At 41.5% G+C, this 21,938-nt stretch carries 20 protein-coding genes; 11 read left to right on the top strand and 9 right to left on the bottom strand.

Annotation, left to right across the window (positions count from 1 at the left end; all coding sequences use genetic code 11):
* Positions 1-666: 666 nt before the first annotated feature.
* Positions 667-1,407, top strand: coding sequence for an outer membrane permeability protein SanA (gene sanA / locus PTE_RS22230; RefSeq protein ID WP_036850843.1), 741 nt, complete (start codon positions 667-669; stop codon positions 1,405-1,407).
* Here the strand turns inward: sanA and yeiB are convergent.
* From yeiB to PTE_RS22215, 3 genes are all read right to left on the bottom strand, one after another.
* Positions 1,379-2,524, bottom strand: coding sequence for a DUF418 domain-containing protein YeiB (gene yeiB, locus PTE_RS22225; RefSeq protein WP_036850842.1), 1,146 nt, complete (start codon positions 2,522-2,524; stop codon positions 1,379-1,381). The two genes, sanA and yeiB, sit on opposite strands and share 29 nt — an antisense overlap.
* A 21-nt stretch (positions 2,525-2,545) precedes the next feature.
* Positions 2,546-3,205 carry a GTP cyclohydrolase I FolE gene (gene folE, locus PTE_RS22220; protein WP_036850839.1) on the bottom strand — a complete coding sequence of 220 codons (660 nt, stop codon included), beginning with the start codon at positions 3,203-3,205 and terminating at the stop codon, positions 2,546-2,548.
* 175 nt (positions 3,206-3,380) lie between these two features.
* Positions 3,381-4,574: a YbfB/YjiJ family MFS transporter gene (locus tag PTE_RS22215; RefSeq protein ID WP_387631377.1), complete on the bottom strand. Its 1,194-nt coding sequence runs from the start codon at positions 4,572-4,574 to the stop codon at positions 3,381-3,383.
* Positions 4,575-4,912: 338 nt separating this feature from the next.
* Between PTE_RS22215 and PTE_RS22210 the strand changes: the two genes are divergently transcribed.
* From PTE_RS22210 to moeB, 4 genes are all read left to right on the top strand, one after another.
* Complete coding sequence (locus PTE_RS22210) at positions 4,913-5,659, top strand: SDR family NAD(P)-dependent oxidoreductase (protein WP_036850836.1); 747 nt, start codon at positions 4,913-4,915, stop codon at positions 5,657-5,659.
* 151 nt (positions 5,660-5,810) lie between these two features.
* Positions 5,811-6,248 (top strand): GNAT family N-acetyltransferase, encoded by a 438-nt coding sequence (locus PTE_RS22205; RefSeq protein ID WP_036850829.1) that lies wholly within the window; start codon positions 5,811-5,813, stop codon positions 6,246-6,248.
* 194 nt (positions 6,249-6,442) lie between these two features.
* A complete protein-coding gene (gene moeA / locus PTE_RS22200) occupies positions 6,443-7,684 on the top strand; it encodes a molybdopterin molybdotransferase MoeA (RefSeq protein WP_036850826.1) in 1,242 nt (413 codons plus the stop codon).
* Positions 7,684-8,436: a molybdopterin-synthase adenylyltransferase MoeB gene (moeB, locus tag PTE_RS22195; RefSeq protein ID WP_036850823.1), complete on the top strand. Its 753-nt coding sequence runs from the start codon at positions 7,684-7,686 to the stop codon at positions 8,434-8,436. The genes moeA and moeB overlap by 1 nt, the downstream gene beginning before the upstream one ends.
* Positions 8,437-8,501: 65 nt before the next feature.
* On the opposite strand, the gene PTE_RS22190 is transcribed toward moeB, so the two are convergent.
* The 4 genes from PTE_RS22190 to PTE_RS22175 all read right to left on the bottom strand — a co-directional run bounded on the left by PTE_RS22190 (position 8,502) and on the right by PTE_RS22175 (position 13,389).
* Positions 8,502-10,097, bottom strand: a complete 1,596-nt coding sequence (locus PTE_RS22190) for an ABC-F family ATPase (protein WP_036850822.1) — start codon at positions 10,095-10,097, stop codon at positions 8,502-8,504.
* A 322-nt stretch (positions 10,098-10,419) separates the two neighbouring features.
* Entirely contained in the window at positions 10,420-11,577 is a 1,158-nt protein-coding gene (locus PTE_RS22185) for an iron-containing alcohol dehydrogenase (RefSeq protein ID WP_036850820.1), read from the bottom strand.
* 52 nt (positions 11,578-11,629) lie between these two features.
* Positions 11,630-12,667 carry an NADP-dependent oxidoreductase gene (locus PTE_RS22180; protein ID WP_036850817.1) on the bottom strand — a complete coding sequence of 346 codons (1,038 nt, stop codon included), beginning with the start codon at positions 12,665-12,667 and terminating at the stop codon, positions 11,630-11,632.
* Between the two features lie 122 nt (positions 12,668-12,789).
* The gene (locus PTE_RS22175; protein ID WP_036850814.1) at positions 12,790-13,389 is read right to left on the bottom strand and encodes a TetR/AcrR family transcriptional regulator; all 600 of its coding nucleotides are present in this window, start codon (positions 13,387-13,389) and stop codon (positions 12,790-12,792) included.
* Positions 13,390-14,565: 1,176 nt separating this feature from the next.
* Here PTE_RS22175 and PTE_RS22170 point away from each other — a divergent pair.
* Complete coding sequence (locus tag PTE_RS22170) at positions 14,566-14,976, top strand: hypothetical protein (RefSeq protein WP_036850811.1); 411 nt, start codon at positions 14,566-14,568, stop codon at positions 14,974-14,976.
* 126 nt (positions 14,977-15,102) lie between these two features.
* Here the strand turns inward: PTE_RS22170 and PTE_RS22165 are convergent, their stop codons facing one another.
* The gene (locus PTE_RS22165; protein ID WP_036850806.1) at positions 15,103-15,666 is read right to left on the bottom strand and encodes an LOG family protein; all 564 of its coding nucleotides are present in this window, start codon (positions 15,664-15,666) and stop codon (positions 15,103-15,105) included.
* Positions 15,667-16,142: 476 nt separating this feature from the next.
* Between PTE_RS22165 and rhtA the strand changes: the two genes are divergently transcribed.
* From rhtA to PTE_RS22150, 3 genes are all read left to right on the top strand, one after another.
* Entirely contained in the window at positions 16,143-17,033 is an 891-nt protein-coding gene (rhtA, locus tag PTE_RS22160; RefSeq protein WP_036850805.1) for a threonine/homoserine exporter RhtA, read from the top strand.
* A gap of 350 nt (positions 17,034-17,383) precedes the next feature.
* Positions 17,384-17,890, top strand: a complete 507-nt coding sequence (gene dps / locus PTE_RS22155) for a DNA starvation/stationary phase protection protein Dps (protein WP_036850804.1) — start codon at positions 17,384-17,386, stop codon at positions 17,888-17,890.
* Positions 17,891-18,110: 220 nt separating this feature from the next.
* A complete protein-coding gene (locus PTE_RS22150; RefSeq protein WP_036850798.1) occupies positions 18,111-18,332 on the top strand; it encodes an alkylphosphonate utilization protein in 222 nt (73 codons plus the stop codon).
* A gap of 61 nt (positions 18,333-18,393) precedes the next feature.
* On the opposite strand, the gene dinG is transcribed toward PTE_RS22150, so the two are convergent.
* Positions 18,394-20,529 carry an ATP-dependent DNA helicase DinG gene (dinG, locus tag PTE_RS22145; RefSeq protein WP_036850797.1) on the bottom strand — a complete coding sequence of 712 codons (2,136 nt, stop codon included), beginning with the start codon at positions 20,527-20,529 and terminating at the stop codon, positions 18,394-18,396.
* A 288-nt stretch (positions 20,530-20,817) separates the two neighbouring features.
* Between dinG and PTE_RS25905 the strand changes: the two genes are divergently transcribed.
* Positions 20,818-20,979, top strand: coding sequence for a hypothetical protein (locus PTE_RS25905; protein WP_165577108.1), 162 nt, complete (start codon positions 20,818-20,820; stop codon positions 20,977-20,979).
* Between the two features lie 45 nt (positions 20,980-21,024).
* The gene (gene sseA / locus PTE_RS22135; RefSeq protein WP_036850789.1) at positions 21,025-21,861 is read left to right on the top strand and encodes a 3-mercaptopyruvate sulfurtransferase; all 837 of its coding nucleotides are present in this window, start codon (positions 21,025-21,027) and stop codon (positions 21,859-21,861) included.
* Positions 21,862-21,938: the final 77 nt, after the last annotated feature.

Below are 21,938 nucleotides of genomic sequence, written 5' to 3'. Positions count from 1 at the left end.
TGATTTTGGAAAATTCTCCTACATAAAAATACACCAGAAAATGTTAATCCAAATATTCTATCCAATAAAAACACTTTTAATCAACACGATATTAATCACCAAAATAGATATAGATATAGATTTAAGTTATTTTACTAATTCCATATTTAACAATAGAGGCAGTTCTGATGACAATAATTTTATTTTACAAGCTTTACTATCACTTTAAGAACAATCAATTTAATATTTAATGGCAATAATAAATAGACAACATAATCTCTCATAACTTTCTGGCAAATTAGAATGGGCATATCTATCGCAGAAACAGAGCCGGCAATATATTATTATTTAACATCAATATTGAGTATAAAGTAAAACGTGTAAAAATCAAAAATAACATGCCAGAATTCATAAAAAGAATATACATATTCTTAACCTGAATATTGTTAGCGAATTTATCTTAATGTCTTAATCTTCCGATATTTTTTCAATCTCAACATTTGACGGCTCTCTTAGATAACGTCCCCAGATGCGATGCCTGCCGATTGCGGTGGGACAAAACATTAAGAAACAGACAACAAAAAATCACTGTCAGGCTTTTTTCTTATAGAGAAAACTTGCTTCAAAATTTCAGGTAAAGTAGCCTTTAGTCAATATTAGTCATTGATACATATTAAAGGCAAAAGCATGTGGAAGCGCCTGATAATTGGTCTGTTATTCATCGCAGGGATGCTGACGCTCACAGCTATTGCACTTGACCGCTGGATTAGCTGGAAAACGGCCCCTTATATTTTTGATGATCTCAAACAACTTCCCGAACGTGAAGTAGGTATGGTGCTTGGTACGTCTAAATACTACCATTCTGGCGCACCCAATCAGTATTATATATACCGCATTCAGGGGGCAGTTAATGCTTATAACAGCGACAAAATCAAATATCTCTTACTGAGTGGCGATAATGCCCAGCAAAGCTATAACGAACCTGTCACCATGCGCAGGGATTTAGTAAGAGCAGGTATTCCTGCCACAAACATCGTGCTGGATTTTGCGGGTTTCAGAACCCTTGATTCGATAGTCAGAACCCGTAAAGTTTTTGACACCAATGATTTTACGATTATCACTCAACGATTCCATTGCGAACGGGCGCTGTTTATCGCTATGCATATGGGAATTGATGCTCAGTGCTATGCGGTTTCCACACCTAAGAATATGATTATCGTCCGGTTACGTGAAATAATTGCCCGCCTTGGTGCCTTAACTGATCTTTATATTTTGAAACGCGAACCGCGTTTCCTGGGTCCTTTGATCCCAATTCCTGCTCCACATAAAGTACCAGAAGGTATAACCGATTATCCGGCAGTAACTCCGGAAGAATTGCAGGAAATGGACAAAACCCAGCCTAAGAAGAGCGGGCCAATACCGCCGTAAGATTTCGCCACAGCCATTCTGATGGCCCTTGCCGGTGACGGCGTAACCACCAGCATGAAAAAAGCACATTCACTGTCCAAATAAATGGAATAAATGCCAGTAACTCCAGGCGGCTGAATTGACCAAATAATCCAAAGTGATAAAACAACACAGTGCAGATTAAAGTTTGTAGTAAATAATTACTCATCGCCATTCGTCCTACCTGCCTGAACCAGCGATTAATTCGCCAATATGCAATTACCGGCCAGAAACCATAGATCAAAGCCATATAACCCAGTGCCTGAAATGGAATTACCAATTCAGAAAGGATATAGCCAACAATACCTGACCAAAAGTAATCCCAATCATGCGCATATTGGAGCGCCACAGAGAATATCTGGACAGCAACACTGAGTGGTATCAGCAATAGCGCCACATTTCGATAATAGCTCACCGGAAATTCACCTTTCAACCAGCCATTACGCACTAATCCGGCACCACATAACATAATGCCGATCAGTTGCCAGCCATACTGAACAAATAGCATGACCATCATCAACATGACCTGATTGAAACGCTCTTCCACTGCCAGCCATCCACCACCCGTTTTCCAGAATGTTTCGTATAACATATGGAATTCGGTCGGTCGCCAGGCATCGTTAGATTCACCTCTGGAAAAAAAACCAAGAATAAATAACAGCACTAATCCAATCAGATAAAAAACAGCACCTTGCATAAATAACCGGCTACTGGTGCTATTTTGACTAATCAGATGAAAACTAAAAAAACCGGCCAAACTATAAGAGAGTAAAATATCACCATCCCAGAACAGGATGCCATGTATCCCGCCAATCAGGGCAAGTATGATTAATCGTGGATAATTCCAGACTTTTCCCCTTGGTAGTAGTAACTCCAGTGTTGCACCAAATAAGAAGGCAAAAATACACAGGAATTTTCCCTGAGCAAAGATACTGAGCACAGACCAGATAATCAAATCAGTTGCAGAAGCTGAACCATTATATCCTGGGTTCAAATAAGCTGCGGATGGCAAAGCAAAACCGGAGATATTGAGCAACAATATCCCCAGAATCGCCAGACCACGAACACTGTCCAATGAATCAATTCTCTGACGGGTCATTTTTATATCCCGACGTAAAAATTACAAATGGCGTGTCGTGCGTAAAAACTCCTGACGGGTATTTTGACTGGATTTAAACAACCCACCCAAAGATGTCGTTGTCGTGGTACTGGTTGCATCACGGACGCCCCTAGCTTTCACACAGTAATGAACTGCATCAATAGATACGGCAACATTATTGGTACCAAGCAATATCTGTAATGCAATCAGAATCTGTTGGGTCAGACGTTCCTGTACCTGTGGACGTTGCGAAAAAAACTGCACAATGCGGTTAATTTTAGATAACCCAATCACTTTATCTTTCGGGATATAGGAAACAGTCGCCTTACCATCAATAGTCACAAAATGATGTTCACAGGTGCTGGTTAACGTGATATCACGCACCGTCACCATTTCATCCACTTTCATTTTATTTTCTATCAATGTGATTTTCGGGAAATTACTGTAGTCCAACCCTGAAAAAATTTCATCAACATACATTTTCGCAATACGATTGGGGGTTTCCGCTAAACTGTCATCATTTAGATCAAGATTCAACAGTTTCATAATTTCCGTCATATGCTCCTCAATCCGCTCCTTTCGCACTTCCGGCGCCAGCGCCTGACCACGAAGAGGCGTTTCAAGACCACGAGCTTCCAGCGCCGAATGCACAAGCTCGGCTTCTTTACTTAGGGATGACATTATTTTCTCCAAAGGTATTACTTTCCATTATCTGGCGGGAACTAAGACAATCTGATATTTCGCGCCGCGTTAACATCGCGGCTATGATTGGTATAGCACAACCAAGCGTCTGAGCCAACAATTCAGTTTGCTGTGATATGGGATAAACCGACATTTGTATGCGCGTTTCATGGCATTACACACCAGCCTCACCAGCGGATTTATGCCTGTTACAAACCAACAACCCAGCAATCACCAGAGTGATCAATGCCACATACAGCGCAGGCTCCAGTTTCCCGGTTATCGCGGTGGAAACCGCTGACAGCACCGGCCCAACAAGCTGCCCAATAGCGTAACCTGTAGTCAGCAACCCGGCCATATAACGGCTATGTTCTGGCGCCAGTTCACGCCCATACTGAAACGCCATTTGCACCGAGCACATAAAACCACCACCAATCAGCAAAGCGCTTAACGCCAAACCACTTATTCCCGGTACAATCTCAGCGATAAGGATCCCCGCGGCCTGGATCCATAAAGTGATTGCCAGCCGGATTTGGGTTGTCAGTATATGATGGGTCAGAATAGCGAAACCAATGCCGATGACGGCGGCGCCACCAAATATCGGCCAGACAAACTGAGCAAACAAGCTGCCAGGGAAACGATCACTTGCCATTTGCGAAAGAAAAGTGGCAGGTAAAATATAACCAAACCCAGCCAAACTGTAGCTCCATACCAACCGCTTAATTGCTGGTGTCCAAATCAGCTTCTTCACCTCAGTCTGTGGACGATGTAGTTTACCGCTACGGGGCAAATGCTGACTAATATAGATACTAAAAATCAGCGCCACAGTGCCATACAACATCCACGCTTCGGCAGCACTCAGTTGCCATGCCTGAATCCCGACAGCAAGAATACCAGTAACGAATATCCCGACTCCGGGTCCCGCAAATATGGCAACACCCAATGCAGGACGGTTTAAGCTGGCTAACTGCTCATTTACCCATGCCGCTACCAGCACTAATGTCAAGCCACTGGCCCAACCAATAAAAAAACGGGCGACACTGTGTAATATCGGCCCATCCAGCAGTGCAGAGAGCAACGTGATAATGACCACTCCCCATAATCCTGCCCAGAGCCGATATTCAATAAAACGGCGCACCCGCATCGCATCATAGGAACCTGCCAGATATCCCAGATAGTTAAAAGCTGCGACGATACCCGCACCGGTCAGACTAAGCTGGGATTCTGCGATCATTAAGGGAACTTGAGGAGTGAAGGTAAAACGTCCAATTCCCATAGCAACAACCAATGCCAAAAAACCACTCATTGCGATATGAAAAACCTGATAGCTGCGATTCGGCTGGGGAGAAGTTGAATTGTTCATCGTCATGAAAACATCATTTATTAATTTGTTTTTCATAAGCTATAACAAAAATCAAAGGCAATACACTCTTCTTATTAATAAAATTTACAAAAAAACGTAAATTATTTCTTCCCCTTAATAAAGTATTCAGTAAGCCTTAAGTTACAGTATCTGGAACGACAGAGTATTTGAAATCTCGTGCTCCACTCTATTCGTTCACCTTTACTAAGGTTAAATCAGGCTATTACCGCGCAACATAAACTGAGCCTGCTCTCAATAATGCCATAATGATACTGTCAAGCCGCTACCAGAAATGTATGATTTGTCATGTTGTGTGTACCAATATTATTAATAAGGAGCTTTTTATGTATAAAGAATTCCAAGGTAAGACAGCAATTGTTACCGGAGGTGGAACCGGTATAGGACGGGCTATCAGTATCATGCTGGCGAAACAAGGTGCTGCTGTAGCAGTTATCTATTCACAAAGTGAACTTGAAGCTCAGGAAACAACAGAATCAATTATCAGGGACGGAGGGCAAGCCATCGCGATAAAAGCCGATGTTACCGACGAATCTGCTGTACAGGCAATGATCAACACTGTTGCCGAAAAATTTAACGGCATCGACTACCTGATTAATAATGCAGGAACAACAAAGCAACTTCAATTTGATGATCTCGAATCTATATCCGACAGTATTTGGGATACCATTCTTGACGTTAACGTGAAAGGCACATTTCATTGTTGCCGGTATGCAGCACCTTATCTTAGGAAAAGAGCAGGTAGTGCTATCGTGAATGTCGGTAGTATCTCTGGCGAAACCGGCTACGGTTCTTCTATTCCCTATGCGGTTTCCAAATCAGCCATTCACGGGCTCACAAGATCATTGGCCCGTGCGTTGGCACCATCAATAAGGGTTAACTGCGTGGCACCAGGCGCAGTCGAAACCAGGTGGTGGAAAGGGCTGGAGGAGAAAATGCGAACCCTCTGTGCAAATTTGCCTTTAGAACGCATCTCAACACCAGAAGATGTTGCAGAAATAACCTTGATGTTACTAAAAGCAGAAGCAATGACAGGGCAGATCATCAAGATTGACAGTGGTCAAACTTTATAAAATTTACCTGATCACATCGTAAATATTAATAGCTGGATGCCTCCAGATTCAATCGGACTTACTGTGGTAGCCAGCTATTTCTCTCTGAGCAAACATTAGATAATATCTACGTTTATCTTGTAAAAATGAGCTAATTCTCAAAGGATATTGCATGCATATAACCCTTACTGATGTAAATAAGGATAATTATGAAGATGTCTGTGACCTCTCTGTAGCCGATCACCAATATGAATATGTTGCAGAGAATACGTGGTCACTCGTTGAGTCAAAATTCAACCCCTCATACCAAACACGCACAATTTGCTTAGACGATAAACCTGTCGGATTTTTTATGTGGGTACCTGAGACAGACCAGAGAATATCGATTTGGCGGTTTATGGTGGATCAGCACTATCAAAACAAAGGTATTGGACGCAAAGCCATGCTGCTGGCCCTTGATGAAATTAGTCGAACAGATGGATTAGAAGAGATCGAAATCTGTTACAACCCGAATAATCCTGTAGCGCGAAACTTTTACTCCAGCTTTGGTTTCGTTGAAGTCGGTATGGATGAAGACAACGAAGACATGTTGGCAATGATTAAAGTTTAATATAACTATACCCTATAGATTTCAAGATGCATCGCGACGGCAAGGGAGCGAATCCCCGGGAGCATAGCAAACTCTGTGACCGGGGTGAGCGAGTGCAGCCAACAAAGAGGCAACTTGAAAGATAACGGGTATAACGCATATGATGATCTCTGCCATAATAGTGCTATTACAAAATGCTATCTGGGAGCACCATTATGGATCATTGTCACACCTCTGGATTGATCTCTTTGGAACAAGCGCTGGAAAAACTCCTGACGCAAGTTGCACCACTGACTGACACAGAAACCGTCAATCTCACCCAATCATCAGGACGGATTACCGCGGCAGATATTATTTCTCCTATCAATGTCCCACCTTTTGCTAACTCAGCAATGGATGGTTATGCCGTTCGCTATACCGATTTGAATGGAAACATCTCCCTTCCTATGGCAGGAAAAGCACTGGCTGGCGCACCTTTTCAGGGAGAATGGCCTGCAACAACCTGCATCCGGATTATGACCGGCGCTCCTGTTCCCGCAGGTGCTGATACTGTCATTATGCAAGAGCACACAGAAGTTACTGATGAGGGTATTGTTTTCTCTCAACCAGCCAAACAGGGCCAGAATATCCGTCTGGCCGGCGAAGATATCCCCAAAGGCGCGGTGGTATTGCCGGCAGGCAATAAATTATCCACCGCTCAATTACCATTGATTGCCTCTTTGGGCATCGCTGAAATCGAAGTGGTTCGCAAATTAAAAGTTGCCATCTTCTCCACTGGTGATGAACTGCAAGCCATCGGTCAGCCACTTAAAGAAGGTCAGATTTATGATACCAACCGTTTTGCTGTTCGCCTGATGCTGGAAAAACTGGACTGCGACGTTATTGATTTAGGCGTTATCGCAGATAACCCAGAAGCTTTGCGCCATGTTTTCGAAGAGGCAGATCAAAAAGCGGATTTAGTTATCAGTAGTGGCGGTATTTCCGTAGGTGAAGCAGACTACACCAAACAGATTTTGGATGAGCTGGGCGAAATCAGTTTCTGGAAACTGGCAATTAAACCGGGTAAACCTTTTACTTTTGGCAAACTGAAAAACGCCTGGTTCTGTGGTTTGCCAGGTAATCCAGTTTCAGCTGTCCTTACCTTCTATCAACTGGTGCAACCTTTAATCGCCCGTTTGTCCGGTTTTACAGCATGGCAACCACCCATGCGCCTCCATGCTAAGGTGACTACGCCATTGAAAAAAACACCGGGAAGAACAGATTTTCAACGCGGTATTGTCTCTGTGAATGAACAAGGTGAGCTGGAAGTGCGCACTACAGGGCATCAAGGCTCACATATATTCAGTTCATTCAGCCTGGGTAACTGCTTTATCGTTCTGGAGCGAGAACGTGGCCGGGTAGAAGCTGGCGAAATTGTTAAGATCGAATTGTTCAATCATCTATTGAAAAACGAATAATGACCATTGAACTGACAGACGCAGAAGCTCTGCGCTATAACCGACAGATTGTCCTGCACGGGTTTGATTTTGACGGCCAGGAAAAACTGAAATCCTCGAAGATCCTGATAGTCGGTGCAGGTGGCTTAGGCTGTGCTGCATCTCAGTATCTGACAGCAGCAGGCGTGGGAACAATAACACTGCTGGATTTTGATACCGTTTCTCTCTCGAACCTGCAACGGCAGATCCTCCATCGGGATGAACGCATCGGGATGGCCAAGGTACACTCGGCCCAAATAACGCTTCAAGCAATAAACCCGCATGCCACCATCAAAACCGTCGCTGCATTGCTAGAAGATCAGGCGCTGGATGAGCTTATCAGCGAAAATAATGCCGTATTGGATTGCACTGATAATGTGGCGATCCGCGAGCAGTTGAACCGCCTGTGCCTCGTCAGGAAAACGCCACTGGTTTCCGGCGCAGCTATTCGCATGGAAGGACAATTGACCGTATTTACTTATCAGCCGAATTCCCCCTGCTACCGCTGCTTGAACAGACTATTTGGTGAAAATAACCTGACTTGTGTGGAAACGGGCGTTATGGCGCCATTGGTCGGTACTATCGGGACATTGCAAGCCATGGAAACCATCAAATTACTCACTGGATATGGCAAGGTAAGCAGCGGAAAGGTTTTACTGTTTGATGCCATGACGATGCAATTCCGTGATATTACGTTACTAAAAGATCCAAATTGCGAAGTGTGCAGCAGCTAACCATCCACAGATAAAAATAAGTTGCCCCAGTTATCTAAACCGGAGCAACTTATGCTGCAAAGCGCTTACTCAGTAATCCCCTGACTTATCAGGTATTCATCATAAGTCCCTTTAAAATCAATGACTGTATTAGATTTGATTTCCAGAACACGGCTTGCCAATGAACTGACAAATTGCCGATCATGAGAAACAAATATCAAAGTCCCTTTATATAACTCAAGAGCCAGGTTCAGGGATTCAATGGATTCCATATCCAGGTGGTTTGTTGGTTCATCCATTATCAAAATATTTGGCTGTTGCATCATCAGCTTGCCAAATAGCATCCGGCCTTTTTCACCACCAGATAACACCTTAACTTTCTTCTTAATATCATCCTGACCGAACAACAAACGCCCTAGCACACTGCGGACGGCTTGCTCATCGTCGCCTTCTCCCTTCCACTGACTCATCCAATCAAAAACCGTCAGATCGCAGTCAAAATCGCCGGCATGATCCTGAGCATAGTAACCAATGCTGCTGTTTTCAGACCATTTAACCGTGCCACTGTTTGGTTCTGCTTCACCAACCAGTGTTTTCAGGAAAGTCGTTTTACCGATACCGTTAGCACCGATAACCGCCATTTTCTCGCCAACTTCCAGCAACATATTGAGATTTTTAAACAGCGGGCCATTGTCATAGCCTTTCGTCAAACCTTCCAATTCCAGGGCATTACGGAATAATTTCTTATCCTGCTCAAAGCGGATATAAGGATTCTGACGGCTGGATGCTTTAACTTCATCCAACTGGATTTTATCAATCTGACGGGCGCGGGAAGTCGCCTGTTTTGATTTGGAGGCATTGGCGCTGAAACGGCTGACAAAAGACTGTAACTCCGCAATCTGTGCTTTCTTCTTCGCATTATCAGCCATTAAACGTTCACGTGCCTGAGTTGCGGCAACCATATATTCATCATAATTACCGGGGAACAGACGCAATTCACCATAATCCAGGTCTGCCATGTGAGTACAGACTGTATTCAAGAAATGACGATCATGGGAAATAATGATCATGGTACTGTCCCGATCATTCAACACCTGCTCCAACCAGCGAATAGTATCAATATCCAGGTTGTTGGTTGGCTCATCCAATAACAGAACATCAGGATTAGAAAACAGAGCCTGAGCCAGCAAAACACGCAATTTCCAGCCGGGAGCCACTTCGCTCATCAGGCCATAATGTTGTTCCACCGGAATACCCACACCCAGCAACAACTCGCCGGCACGCGCTTCGGCACTATAACCATCCATCTCGCCGTAGGACTCTTCCAGATCCGCAACACGATAGCCATCTTCTTCGCTCATTTCTGCCATCGCATAAATACGGTCACGCTCCTGTTTCACTTGCCACAGTTCCGTGTGTCCCATAATCACTGTATCCAGTACAGTGAACTCTTCAAAGGCAAACTGATCCTGACGCAGTTTACCAATACGCTCATTGGGATCCGTGCTGACGTTACCGGCAGTTGGCGTCAGATCGCCACCAAGGATTTTCATAAACGTGGATTTACCAGAACCATTAGCGCCAATCAGACCATAACGGTTACCGTTGCCAAACTTGACAGAAATATTTTCAAACAGGGGCTTACTGCCAAATTGCATGGTGATGTTGTTTGTACTTAACACTGCATTCGCTCTTAAATTTAGAAACAAAAAGGAAATCGGAAAAATCGATAGCGGCGCATTATGCCACAATAGAACAACAGTATCGCCTATAGTTACATTTGTTCCTCAGTAAAAGACAGGAGTGTAGTAGGTAAGCAGATTAAAATGATTGAAATGACTGAGTAACATCTATATTCCTTCCCTTTTTTCATTAATCCGATAAAGATCATTTTCAGGCTGAATATATGATGATTGCTGATATTTGTTATTTATTTTTCAGGTATTTCTTTCCTATAACGATGTTGCGGGGAGAAGCCCTGGGTTCCCAAGGCATTCCTCCAGCTTAAAGACTTGCTTGCAAAATCTGACGACTAATATCTAAAGTAACATCTCTGTTTTCACCCAGCTGGGTCATTCCGTGAGCTTCCAATTGTTCTATCACACGCTCAATATCATCGACACCAAGATTGTAATCAGACAAGCGGGTCTGGAGTCCCAAACTTTCGAAGAAATTGCGGGTATGTGCAATAGCTTGATCAATACGTTGTTCTTCATTGCCGCTGGTGATGCCCCAAACACGCTCACCGTATTGCAACAATTTGCCACGTTTGCTTTCCCGACGAATTTGCAAGTTTGCCGGCAGGAGAATAGAGAGTGTGCGTGCATGATCAATACCGTAAAGCGCAGTTAATTCATGTCCGATCATATGTGTAGACCAGTCCTGCGGCATGCCTGCACCAACCAAACCGTTGAGAGCCGTGGTCGCGACCCACATCAAATTTGCACGAATATCGTAGTCGTCTGGGAGCTTTATCGCCTGAGAGCCAATTTCAATCAGTGTCTGCAATAATCCTTCAGCAAGCCGATCCTGCACCATACCATTGGCGGGGTAAGTCAGGTATTGCTCTATAATATGCATAAAAGCATCAGCCACCCCGTTAGCCACCTGATGCAACGGAAGCGTATAGGTCTTCGTTGGGTCAAGAATGGAGAACCGGGGGAAAACAAATGAGCTTATAAGGTCCAGTTTGGCTTGTTTCGCCTTATTGGTGATAACAGCAACCTTATTCATCTCTGAACCCGTTGCCGGTAAAGTCAACACTGTACCAAACGGAAGAGCACCCCGAATATTACGACCATGCTCTTCCAAAATACGCCAAGGCTCCCCATCAAAATTCACAGCAGCAGCCACAAATTTAGTGCCATCAATCACAGAACCGCCACCGACAGCAAGCAGAAAATCCACCTCACTATTGCGCACCAATTCAACCGCTTTCATCATAGTTTCATAGGTCGGGTTAGGTTCAATACCACCAAACTCCCAAATGGGCCGATCAGCTAGCGCACACCTGACCTCATCCAATGTCCCGGTTTTTTCAGCGCTGCTACCACCGTAGAGAATCAATACCCGCGCATCCCGTGGCACCAGGTCATCAAGACGCCTAATCGTATCTTTACCGAAAATGATTTTAGTTGGGTTGTAATACTCAAAATTTCGCATAATTACCTCGCTAGATCAATCGGATATAATCCTTTAACGTTCTTCGCAGAATTTAATTATCAAGGCCGACACGGACAACTAATTTGCCAAAATTACGGCCTTGCAATAGTCCAATGAATGCCTCTGGAGCATTTTCCAAACCTGATACCACCTCTTCGCGGTATTTAATCCGCCCTTCGGCAAACCAAGTGGACATATCACGCCAGAACTCACCGAAACGCGAAGCGTAATCATCAAAAATAATAAATCCTTGCATCCGAATTCGTTTTCGCAACAATTTATCCATCAACAGCGACAAACGATCCGGGCCTTCCGGTAAGCTCGTAGAATTGTAACAAGACACCATGCCGCAAACCGGAACACGGGCAGACGTATTTAGCAAGGGCAAAACTGCGTCGAATACCTTGCCGCCGACGTTTTCGAAATAAATATCAATTCCCTGCGGACAAGCCTTGGATAATTGGTCGGCAAAATCTGGATCATGATGGTCAAGACAGGCATCAAATCCCAATACATCAACAGCATAGCGACATTTTTCCGTACTACCCGCCACACCAACGACATAACAGCCTTTGAGCTTACCGATTTGACCAACCGTTGCACCAACCGGACCCGTTGCCGCAGCGACAACCAAAGTTTCACCAGCTTTGGGCTGGCCGATATCCAGCAACCCCATATAAGCAGTAAAACCAGGCATCCCCAGCACACCTAATCTATAGGACGGATAAACCGGAGATTGTCCCAAGTTGATGAGACCACTGCCATCGGAAACGGCATAATCCTGCCAACCGCTATACGCCAGTACCCAATCACCAGGCTGATATCTCCGATGGTTTGAAGACACCACGCGGCTCACTGTTGAACCCACCATAACGTTATTCAGTTCCACCGGCGGTGCATAAGATAGCGCATCACTCATTCGCCCACGCATATAAGGGTCCAAAGAAAGAAAAACAGTGCGTAACAACAGTTCTCCTTCCTTAATTTCAGGGATAGGTTGCTGTTCCAGACGAAAATCAGTGGGTTTCGGGAAGCCATGCGGACGTGAAACCAGTACGATACGGCGATTTATTTGTTGCGTTTGAAACATTTACATTCTCCTTCAACATTAAAGTCAGTATCATCGGGATACCCAAAAAGTAGACCAGTCGTCTAATCATTAAGTATAAAAAAACACTGGTGAAGAGTGATTTCCAACAGTGTTTTTATTCGTTATGCATTCAACAATCGCTTCGTAGTAACCATAGCGCTTTGTAGCGGTGCACTACTTTGTGTAATCTTCGCCATCAAACTCGCCCCTAACCAAGTCTGGTACAACATTTCAGCCAGAGGGAAAGTTTCTTCAGCAGTACACTCCAACCCACCTTCACCAGCAACTCTTTCTACTATAGCAGCAAGACGCATGATGATATTTTTTGTACCATTTTCCAGCACCAAACGCATCGCTACAGAGAGATCACTGACTTCAGCGCCAAGCTTGACAACCAGACACTTCTGCCCACAGAAAGCACCGTCTCCCAAAGGCTCCAACCAACCCTGCCAGTATTGCAGCAGGTTCTCTTTAGCTGTCCATTCTTTACGCACCATGATGTTATCCATTCTTTCGAGATAGTGCGTAAAGTAATCTTCAAGCATAGCCGCGCCAAACACCTCTTTCGACGCAAAATAATGGTAAAACGAGCCTTTCGGCACTTCTGCCGCTTTGAGAATTTCATTGAGTCCGACAGCCGAAAAGCCTTTACATCCAATGACTTGTTGGGCAACTTCCAGGATGTGCTGACGGATATCTTGGGGGATTCTGTTTGTTTGCATTGAGATAACCTATACCTAATTAGACCAGTCGTCTACAATTTAAATAAGAATTTTTCTGTCAGCAAAGAAATTAGAAAATTCTCCTATAAATACAAATTCCTACCATTTTCTTACTGATTTATTACTCGATTCTTAAGCACATGTTGCGACAAAATATCATCAATAGAATAATGTATTATTAAGAATGCGCCATTAACTACGTTGATGACTCACGTTTAATAAGATAGAGAGAAAGTTCTTATTCTATTAACCACGTTGAATCATAAAACGATATCGTTATATCGTTTTATTTAATATCGAATGCATTCTCAAATTAGACACAATAAGGAAATAAGTGAGGAAAATAGTGGCATATTAAACCGCAAATAAACATATTAAGTATTAATGACGTTGAGTTTGCAATAATTTTTTCTTTGTTATGATATTTTCATCAACAATGTGATAATACCAATAGTGAATATAATCTTAGATCATTATCAAAATATCTGTTAATCAATAAGTGAATAATTCAATAAACTTCTGAACAATAATCAAAGTTTATTGAATTAGGATAGACGATTAAAATCATGCAGAAAAAATACAATCCGTCACCAACTCCCCCCATCCAACATTACAATACATTAACATTTCATCAATCCAACGATGAATTAACGCTCAATAAGTAATGAAATCATTATTAGTTAATTATAAACCTGACAATCTATTTTTGTTTGTCATTACAATTATTTTACATATTAACCATTAAAAACATAGACATATTTTATCATCTATATCTATGTTTTTAAGTATAAAGATATAATTAATCACTTATTATTTTATAACAAAACTCAGCGGGCAAAAAAATTGACATTCATCCGAGAGAAAAGGTATCTTTGAAAAACACCGAAATTACAGAAATTTATTTTAACAAATGATTAGTTGTTAATTTCAACTTGTTAAAAAGATAAAAATCGACACTGACATTTGTAATATTGGGTGAAAAACCAAAATATAAATAAATTAATTTTTAGGAAGCGTTATGAAATGGAATTCTAATGAAAGGTAAAAAAACCAGTCATGAAATATGATTAAAAAGTTCGGTTCCACGCCAAAGTGTTTTATATAACCATAATAGGTTAAATTAAGATCTTGGTATTTAATAAGTATTTTTTTAAATTTTTTATAAGAGGTGATATTATGTCAGAGATTGAAGCGATTTCATTAAAAGCACCAATCAGTGTTATTGCAAAAGTAACTAATAAATCAGTATATAAACTTAAACTTATTCAGGATTCTATTCGTTTGGATCAGGGTGAGTGGACAACTCTTCCTCCGCAACTAATTAATAAAAGCAGTGATAATACCCCAGGAAAAGGCATTTGGAGAAGTGATTCAAACAGTCTGCTAGGTGGTGTTGCAGGGCGCTGTACTTATGTATTTGTAGACAGTAAAGGTGAAATTTACAGTATCTATATTACATGGAATAACCCTCTGATCGGAAGCAGCAGCTACTCAATATCAACAGACTATGAAGGTGATGATTTACATTTATCTTACTCAGCAGAGAACGGTAATAATCCAATCGTAGAATATACTATTGTAAGCTAATACTTAATCATTAATATTAACAACCATTCCTGTAGGAAATATTTATCCAACAGGAATGGTTTATTTATTTAAAGAAGTATCTTAATCAAAAATTAATTCTCATTATTCTACTCATTTCTTTATAATTTAATACGTTTTTACAGATGGTGCCCGATAAGTGTTAAAGCGATCAAGTAAGCAGACAGGATCTTGTTCGATGATTGCCATATAGCGATATTTTTCATGCAAGAATTGTTCATCCGCCATTTTATTAATCATGGTAATCAGCGGATCATAAAAGTTATTGATATTCAGAATACCGCAAGGCTTAGTATGCAGCCCAATCTGACTCCAGGTAAATACTTCACTGAACTCTTCCAACGTGCCAAAGCCCCCAGGCAAAGCAACAAAACCCTCAGCTAACTCAATCATCTTATTTTTACGCTGATGCATAGTTTCAACAACGTATAATTCAGTCAGATTTTTATGTGATATTTCACGCTCTTCCAATAATGTGGGAATAACACCAATCACTTTACCACCGGTTTCCAGAACAGTATCAGCAACAGTGCCCATAATACCCACACTGGCTCCACCATAAATCAGCGTAATATCACGCTTAACTAACTCCTTTGCGAAGATAATGGCATTTTCTTTATAGATTTCAGATATCCCCAAGCTTGAACCACAATAAACGGCAATACTTTTCATTATCTAAGCTCCTATTACTTCATCTTTACAGTGAAAGATATGATTATACGTTAGTATTACAGTCATACAACTCACTTATGCACAAAGATAATTTAAATTAAAAAAAACGCCATTAGGAAAAACAAGATAATGTAACAAATGAAAAAGAAAAAACAGCAATGAAGCTTATTTATACTATATTAGTCATAATTGTAATTTATGCTTAACCATTAAAATATAAAATAAATCATAATTTAGATTACAATAAACACTTTCATCATCTTTAACCCATAAGTTATTACTATCTGAAAATAAAATATAATTTTTCAGAACTATATTCCAATACTGAAATATAATTTCACTATCTATATATAATATAGTCTAATAAATAAAGAATATTTCTCTAAAATTATATTCTCTAAACCTATTGAGTTATCTGCATTTCACTGCGAAAATTACCGACCAGATCACTTGATTTTAATTGAGGTTTTGTCCGGATGTCTTCTTCCAAGCTCCAAAAGAATGCCTTTCCATTAATACCTGTAATATTGTTACTACTTGCCATGACATCAATTCAAGGCGGCGCTTCTCTTGCCAAAACGTTGTTTCCGGTTATCGGTGCACCTGGCGTTACCGCTTTGCGGCTGGGCCTTGGAACTATCATTCTGTTCATTATTTTTAAACCCTGGCGCCTGAGATTTCGCCGAAATTCAATTATGCCATTGCTTACCTATGGTATTGCTCTTGGAGCAATGAACTATACATTCTATATGGCACTGACAACAATTCCTTTAGGTATCGCCGTCGCTCTTGAGTTTACCGGCCCACTGGCCGTAGCCATGTTTTCATCGCGCCGGCCAATAGATTTTCTCTGGGTCGCGCTGGTTATCGCTGGTCTGGCTTTCCTGTTACCCATTGGCAATAATATTGATGGGTTGGATCCTATAGGTATTATATATGCACTCAGTGCGGGTGTTTTCTGGGCACTGTATATTATTTTTGGCCAACGCGCTGGAGCAGGTCATGGCGCGGCAACGGTTTCTATCGGTTCATTTATCGCGGCACTGATATTTTTCCCTGTGGGGCTGATACAAACAGGGCCAGAACTGTTATTTGATATGTCAATTATGCCCCTGGCACTGGCAATCGCTATTCTGTCCACTGCATTCCCCTATACGCTGGAAATGATTGCCCTGACCCGTTTACCTGCACAAACATTTGGTACTCTGATGAGCCTTGAGCCAGCCCTTGGCGCTCTATCTGGTATTTTTTTCCTCAATGAACACCTGACCATAATTCAATGGCTGGCACTGTTCTGTATTATTCTTGCCTCTATCGGTTCTACGTCAACGATTAAAGGAAAACCTAAAATCACCGAGATCGATTAATCGCTTTATCTAATCGAAATAGAATAAAAACCGGAGTAATTAATAAAATAATTCTCCGGTTATTTATAAATATAACTATTATCATTTATCAATAAATGAGTCATACATATCTAAGCAAAAATTATATTTTTAACACTATCCGTAAACCGCAAAAAAAATTATCGAAAAAAATCATCCCTCTATTGATATATAACCAAATAAATATATTAAACATAATTATTTTATCTAAAAACTTTATAAAAATGAACTATTGATTTAATAGGAATAATCTATATGATTTAAAACTAATATTGAGTTACATTCATCCCAATAAATGAGAAACTCATTATTAATATTAGGGGAAAATTATTATGGGTACTGCCAAATTAGTCAAAACAGCACCATCCACACTGCTTTATACTCGTAATGATGTCGATAATAGCGTTAAGCAAGAAACAATTGAAATTTTAAACCATATGGTGATTCAATTTATTGATCTTTCCCTGCTGACCAAACAGGCACATTGGAACATGCGCGGCAGAAATTTCATTTCCATCCATGAAATGCTGGATAACTTTCGTGCCACTATTATTGAACATCTGGATATTTTTGCAGAAAGAGTTGTACAACTTGGTGGAATCGCTCTCGGAACGGTACAAGAAGTTAATAAACATACTTCACTGAGAAGCTACCCAACAAATATTCATGACGTGCAAGATCATCTAAAAGCACTGGCTGATCGTTATGCTATTGTCGCTAATGATATCCGCGAAGCAATTGGTGAGGTTGAAGATGAAAATACCACGGACATACTCACCGCAGCCTCCCGTAACCTCGACAAATTCTTATGGCTTATTGAAGCAAACGTTGAGCAATAAAATATAAAGAGCCGTTACATTAAGAGCTCTGCATTACTTACAGGCCCTCGTTAACAACGGGGGCCTGTTTATTACAACCCTTTATCGCCCAATACTCTGGCACAGAAAAATATCATAAAATAGCCTCCATACAGACAAACTTCACTATATCCTTTAAAAACCAGCATTAATTGTCTATAATATATGCTTATTTTCATAAATAACTTGAGGAAATAATAAAATGGATACCGAAGTAAAAGACAGCAATGGTACGGTGCTCAATGATGGCGATTCTGTACAGGTCATTAAAGATCTGAAAGTAAAAGGCACATCAGCGACATTAAAGCGCGGCACTATCATCAAAAATATTCGTCTGAACCATCGCGAAGATGAAATCGAATGTAACGCAGATAAAATCAAAGGATTGGTATTGAAAACCTGTTTTCTGAAAAAAGTAGGATAAATAGCCTTTTTTATCGATTTTATTTATAAAGGATAAATAAATTACAGTTTTTAGTGGTAAGTTATTTATCCTTTTTCAATTGTTTGATTTCCACCTCTGAAAGAATTTCCGGCTGTTCAATAGGGAAAACCGGCAGCGCCTTCAACAACCTCGCACCATATCTTTTGCTCAGTAAACGCCGGTCATAAATAACCACATCACCATAACACTCATGACTACGGATAAGCCTTCCCACTTGCTGAATCAGGCTGAAAGAAGCACTTGGCAAGCTCTGTACTTCAAAAGGATAGCGGTTGAGTGATTTCAACCACTCGCTTTCAGTGATAATGACCGGGTTATTGACTGGAGGGAATGAGATTTTATGAATATGAACCTGGGACAGGTAATCCCCCTTTAAATCCAGCCCTTCAGCAAAAGATTGCAATCCAATCAATACGCTACATTGCCCCTCATTTATACGCTGACAATGTGTTTCAACTAACCGATAACGTGGCTGATCACCCTGTACAAGCAACATCAGGCGTAAATCCGTCACATAAGAGAGGAAGATATCCATCGCCCTTTGGCTACTGAACAAAATCAACATGCCTTTATGTTGCTGACTCAGCAATTGAGTCCTGAAATAACGTGCCATTTCCGCCAAATGAGCAGTTTCATTATCAAGTGTCGGCTCCAATGACATTTTGGGAATAACCAGCCTCCCCTGACTCACATGATCAAAAGGCGATGACAACGTCACAAAACGGTCAGCCATTTTTTCAGTTAACCCAGTTAATTCCTGAATACGGGAAAAACTATTCAAGGAACGAAGCGTTGCCGACGTCACAACCACATGGGGAATATTACGCCAAAGCAGTTGATTGAGCTGTTCACTAACTCTGATACCTGCACAATGGAAGTCGAGGTGTGACTGATTTCTTTCATAACGGCGTTTCAGCCATTTTGACACCGGCGCATTGGATGACTCTTCCAGCGCCGCCAGGTGCCACAGTTTAGTCATATTTTCAAAATATCCCAGTGTACGGCTGGTCTGCAAAATAGACCGATGCAACCGGACAATATCCTGTTTAGCCGTTTGCTCAGTCAGATCATTCAGTATCACTTCTGCTAATCCTCGTAAACCATCGGTCAATTTAAACAGCTGCTGGCAGCAAAGTCGCAAATTATCCGGCAACTTACCCATCTCAAACAGATATTCATCTACTTCATTATTTTCAGGTAAAAGTGCCTGTGCGATAGTAGCGAGCTCTTTAAAGCATTCCCGTAGTTTTTCACTGTGTTCATTGAGACGACTGGCATTAGCCAGACGTGGTGGCTTTGCCGGACGAAATTGCGCCAGATACTGTTCAACATGACGGATAAAAGTATCTAGCTGACCATTAAGCTGAAACAGGGTGATTTCCCCTTCAACTTCCAAAGAATCTCTGGCGACATTCGGTATATGATGTCCTTCATCAAGTACCAATAACAAATTTTTAGCATCAGGGAGTACCGATTCACTCTCTAATGCCGCTATCACTAACGCATGGTTAGCGACCACCACATCTGCATTCTCGATCTCACGGCGAGCAATAAAAAACGGGCAGCGATGATAATACTGACAGTTACGGCCCAGACAATTCGCCTTATCTGTACTGATTTTCGTCCACAAAGTATCGGGCAAAGCCAGTTTATGGTGATCACGCAAACCATCCCAGGCAAACGTTGTGTAGTCACTACGCAACCGGCGACAAAGTTCCCTCTCTTCACTACTGGCAAGTTCTGTTTTGTCCTCAACCAAGAACATTAAATCTATCTGTTCACTATCGTTTGCACAGATAGCTTCGAGATTACGTGGGCAAACATAACGACCACGTCCAAAAGCACCGGTAAATTTCAGATCGGGAATGATTTTGCGCAACAGAGGAAGATCTTTACTGTAAATTTGATCCTGTAAAGCGACATTAGCGGTACTGACGACCAATGGCTTACTTTCAGCCCTGCTGATCGCAATGCCAGGGAGCAAATAAGAAAGGGTTTTACCGATTCCGGTTGGCGCTTCAATAACTAAATGGCGCCCTTCCTGATCAGAGAGCGTTTTTGCAACTTCAGCAATCATTTGCCTCTGTGGAGTGCGAGGAATAAAGCCATTGATATGCTGAGGTAATGCCTTATACCACTGGCTTATCTGATTTTTTATTGAACTGGAAAGTGCCATTGAACTCTGCTGCCATAAAACCGGAGCGCTATTGTCCCACAGAGCAAGAACGAAATCAGCTGTATATCGAGAAACAAAACCAAATTGATAATTTAATCCCAATTTCAGTAAATTATGATGCCAATAAAAACTTAGCGAAAAACTTTATCAACAATAACAGTAAGCTAATTTCATTTACTTAATCAGCTCAAAGGATTATTCATTATCCGTAAAGTAAATTGGTTATTACCTTGTCAGCTATTCAGAACCCGATATACTGCCTATTTTCTATGGCAGTTGAGAACAAAAATGAAAAAACTACTTATCACTTTCATCGCACTTTTTGCATTCGGTTCAATCGGTGGCGTATTCTTGGCAGGTCTTAATATGTATACCCGCTCAACTACACCGATAGAATCACCCGCCAGTCAACAGCAAGAAACAACTATAGCGCCGGTACAGCAACAATAACGGGGCGCAACACTATCTATACTTTTGTATTAAGTGAGGGATCCCATGAATAATGCATACTTTGTCAGCCCACAATGGCTAAAAGATCATCTTGATGATGAAAACCTCGTCATCCTTGATGCGACTGCACCGCCACCACCTCAGCAAATTGATTGCCATCAGCTTTGGCTGAATACACACATTCCCGGTGCCCAATTTTTTGATTTGGATAAAATTGCCAATCATCAAAGCGGGTTACCTCATATGCTGCCAGATCCGCAAACTTTCAGTCAGGCTGTTGGTGAAATGGGGATCAGTGAGAATCATTTGGTCGTGGTTTATGACCAGGGAAATATGTTCTCCGCTCCTCGCGCATGGTGGACATTCAAGGTATTCGGCAGCCGTAATGTCCGTATTCTTGATGGAGGTTTACAAGGCTGGCAACAGGCAGGATTTCCAACAGAATCAGGTGAAGTGAAACGTAATTCTCAGGTTTTTAATACCGATTTCAATGCCGGCAAAGTGAAATCACTGAAACAAATTCTGGATTCGTTAAATGATCCACAAGCTGAGATTGTTGATGCCAGAGCAATAGACCGTTTTCAGGCTAGAGCACCAGAACCACGCCCTGGGTTAAGAATGGGCCATATTCCCGGCAGTAAAAATGTTCCATGGACTATATTAGTAGAGAATGGTCACTTTAAATCAGAAACTGAAATTGCAGATATTTTCCGTAAACAAAACGTTGATTTAAATAAACCGGTTATTGCCAGTTGTGGCTCTGGCATGACAGCCGCTGTTTTAATATTAGGTTTAAATATCATCGGTAAGAAAGATACTTATTTATATGACGGTTCATGGGCTGAATGGGGAGCAGATGATACCCTACCACTTGAGAAATAATTAAATACCCAAGGGCATATTTACCCTATGCCCTTTAATAAACAAATTAATATATTTTTTGGAAGCTACACAAATCT

This window comes from Photorhabdus khanii NC19, assembly GCF_000517265.1.
Lineage (GTDB): Bacteria > Pseudomonadota > Gammaproteobacteria > Enterobacterales > Enterobacteriaceae > Photorhabdus > Photorhabdus khanii.
The sequence above is the reverse complement of the archived record's forward strand: the minus strand, read 5'-3'. Positions and strand labels throughout refer to the sequence as shown.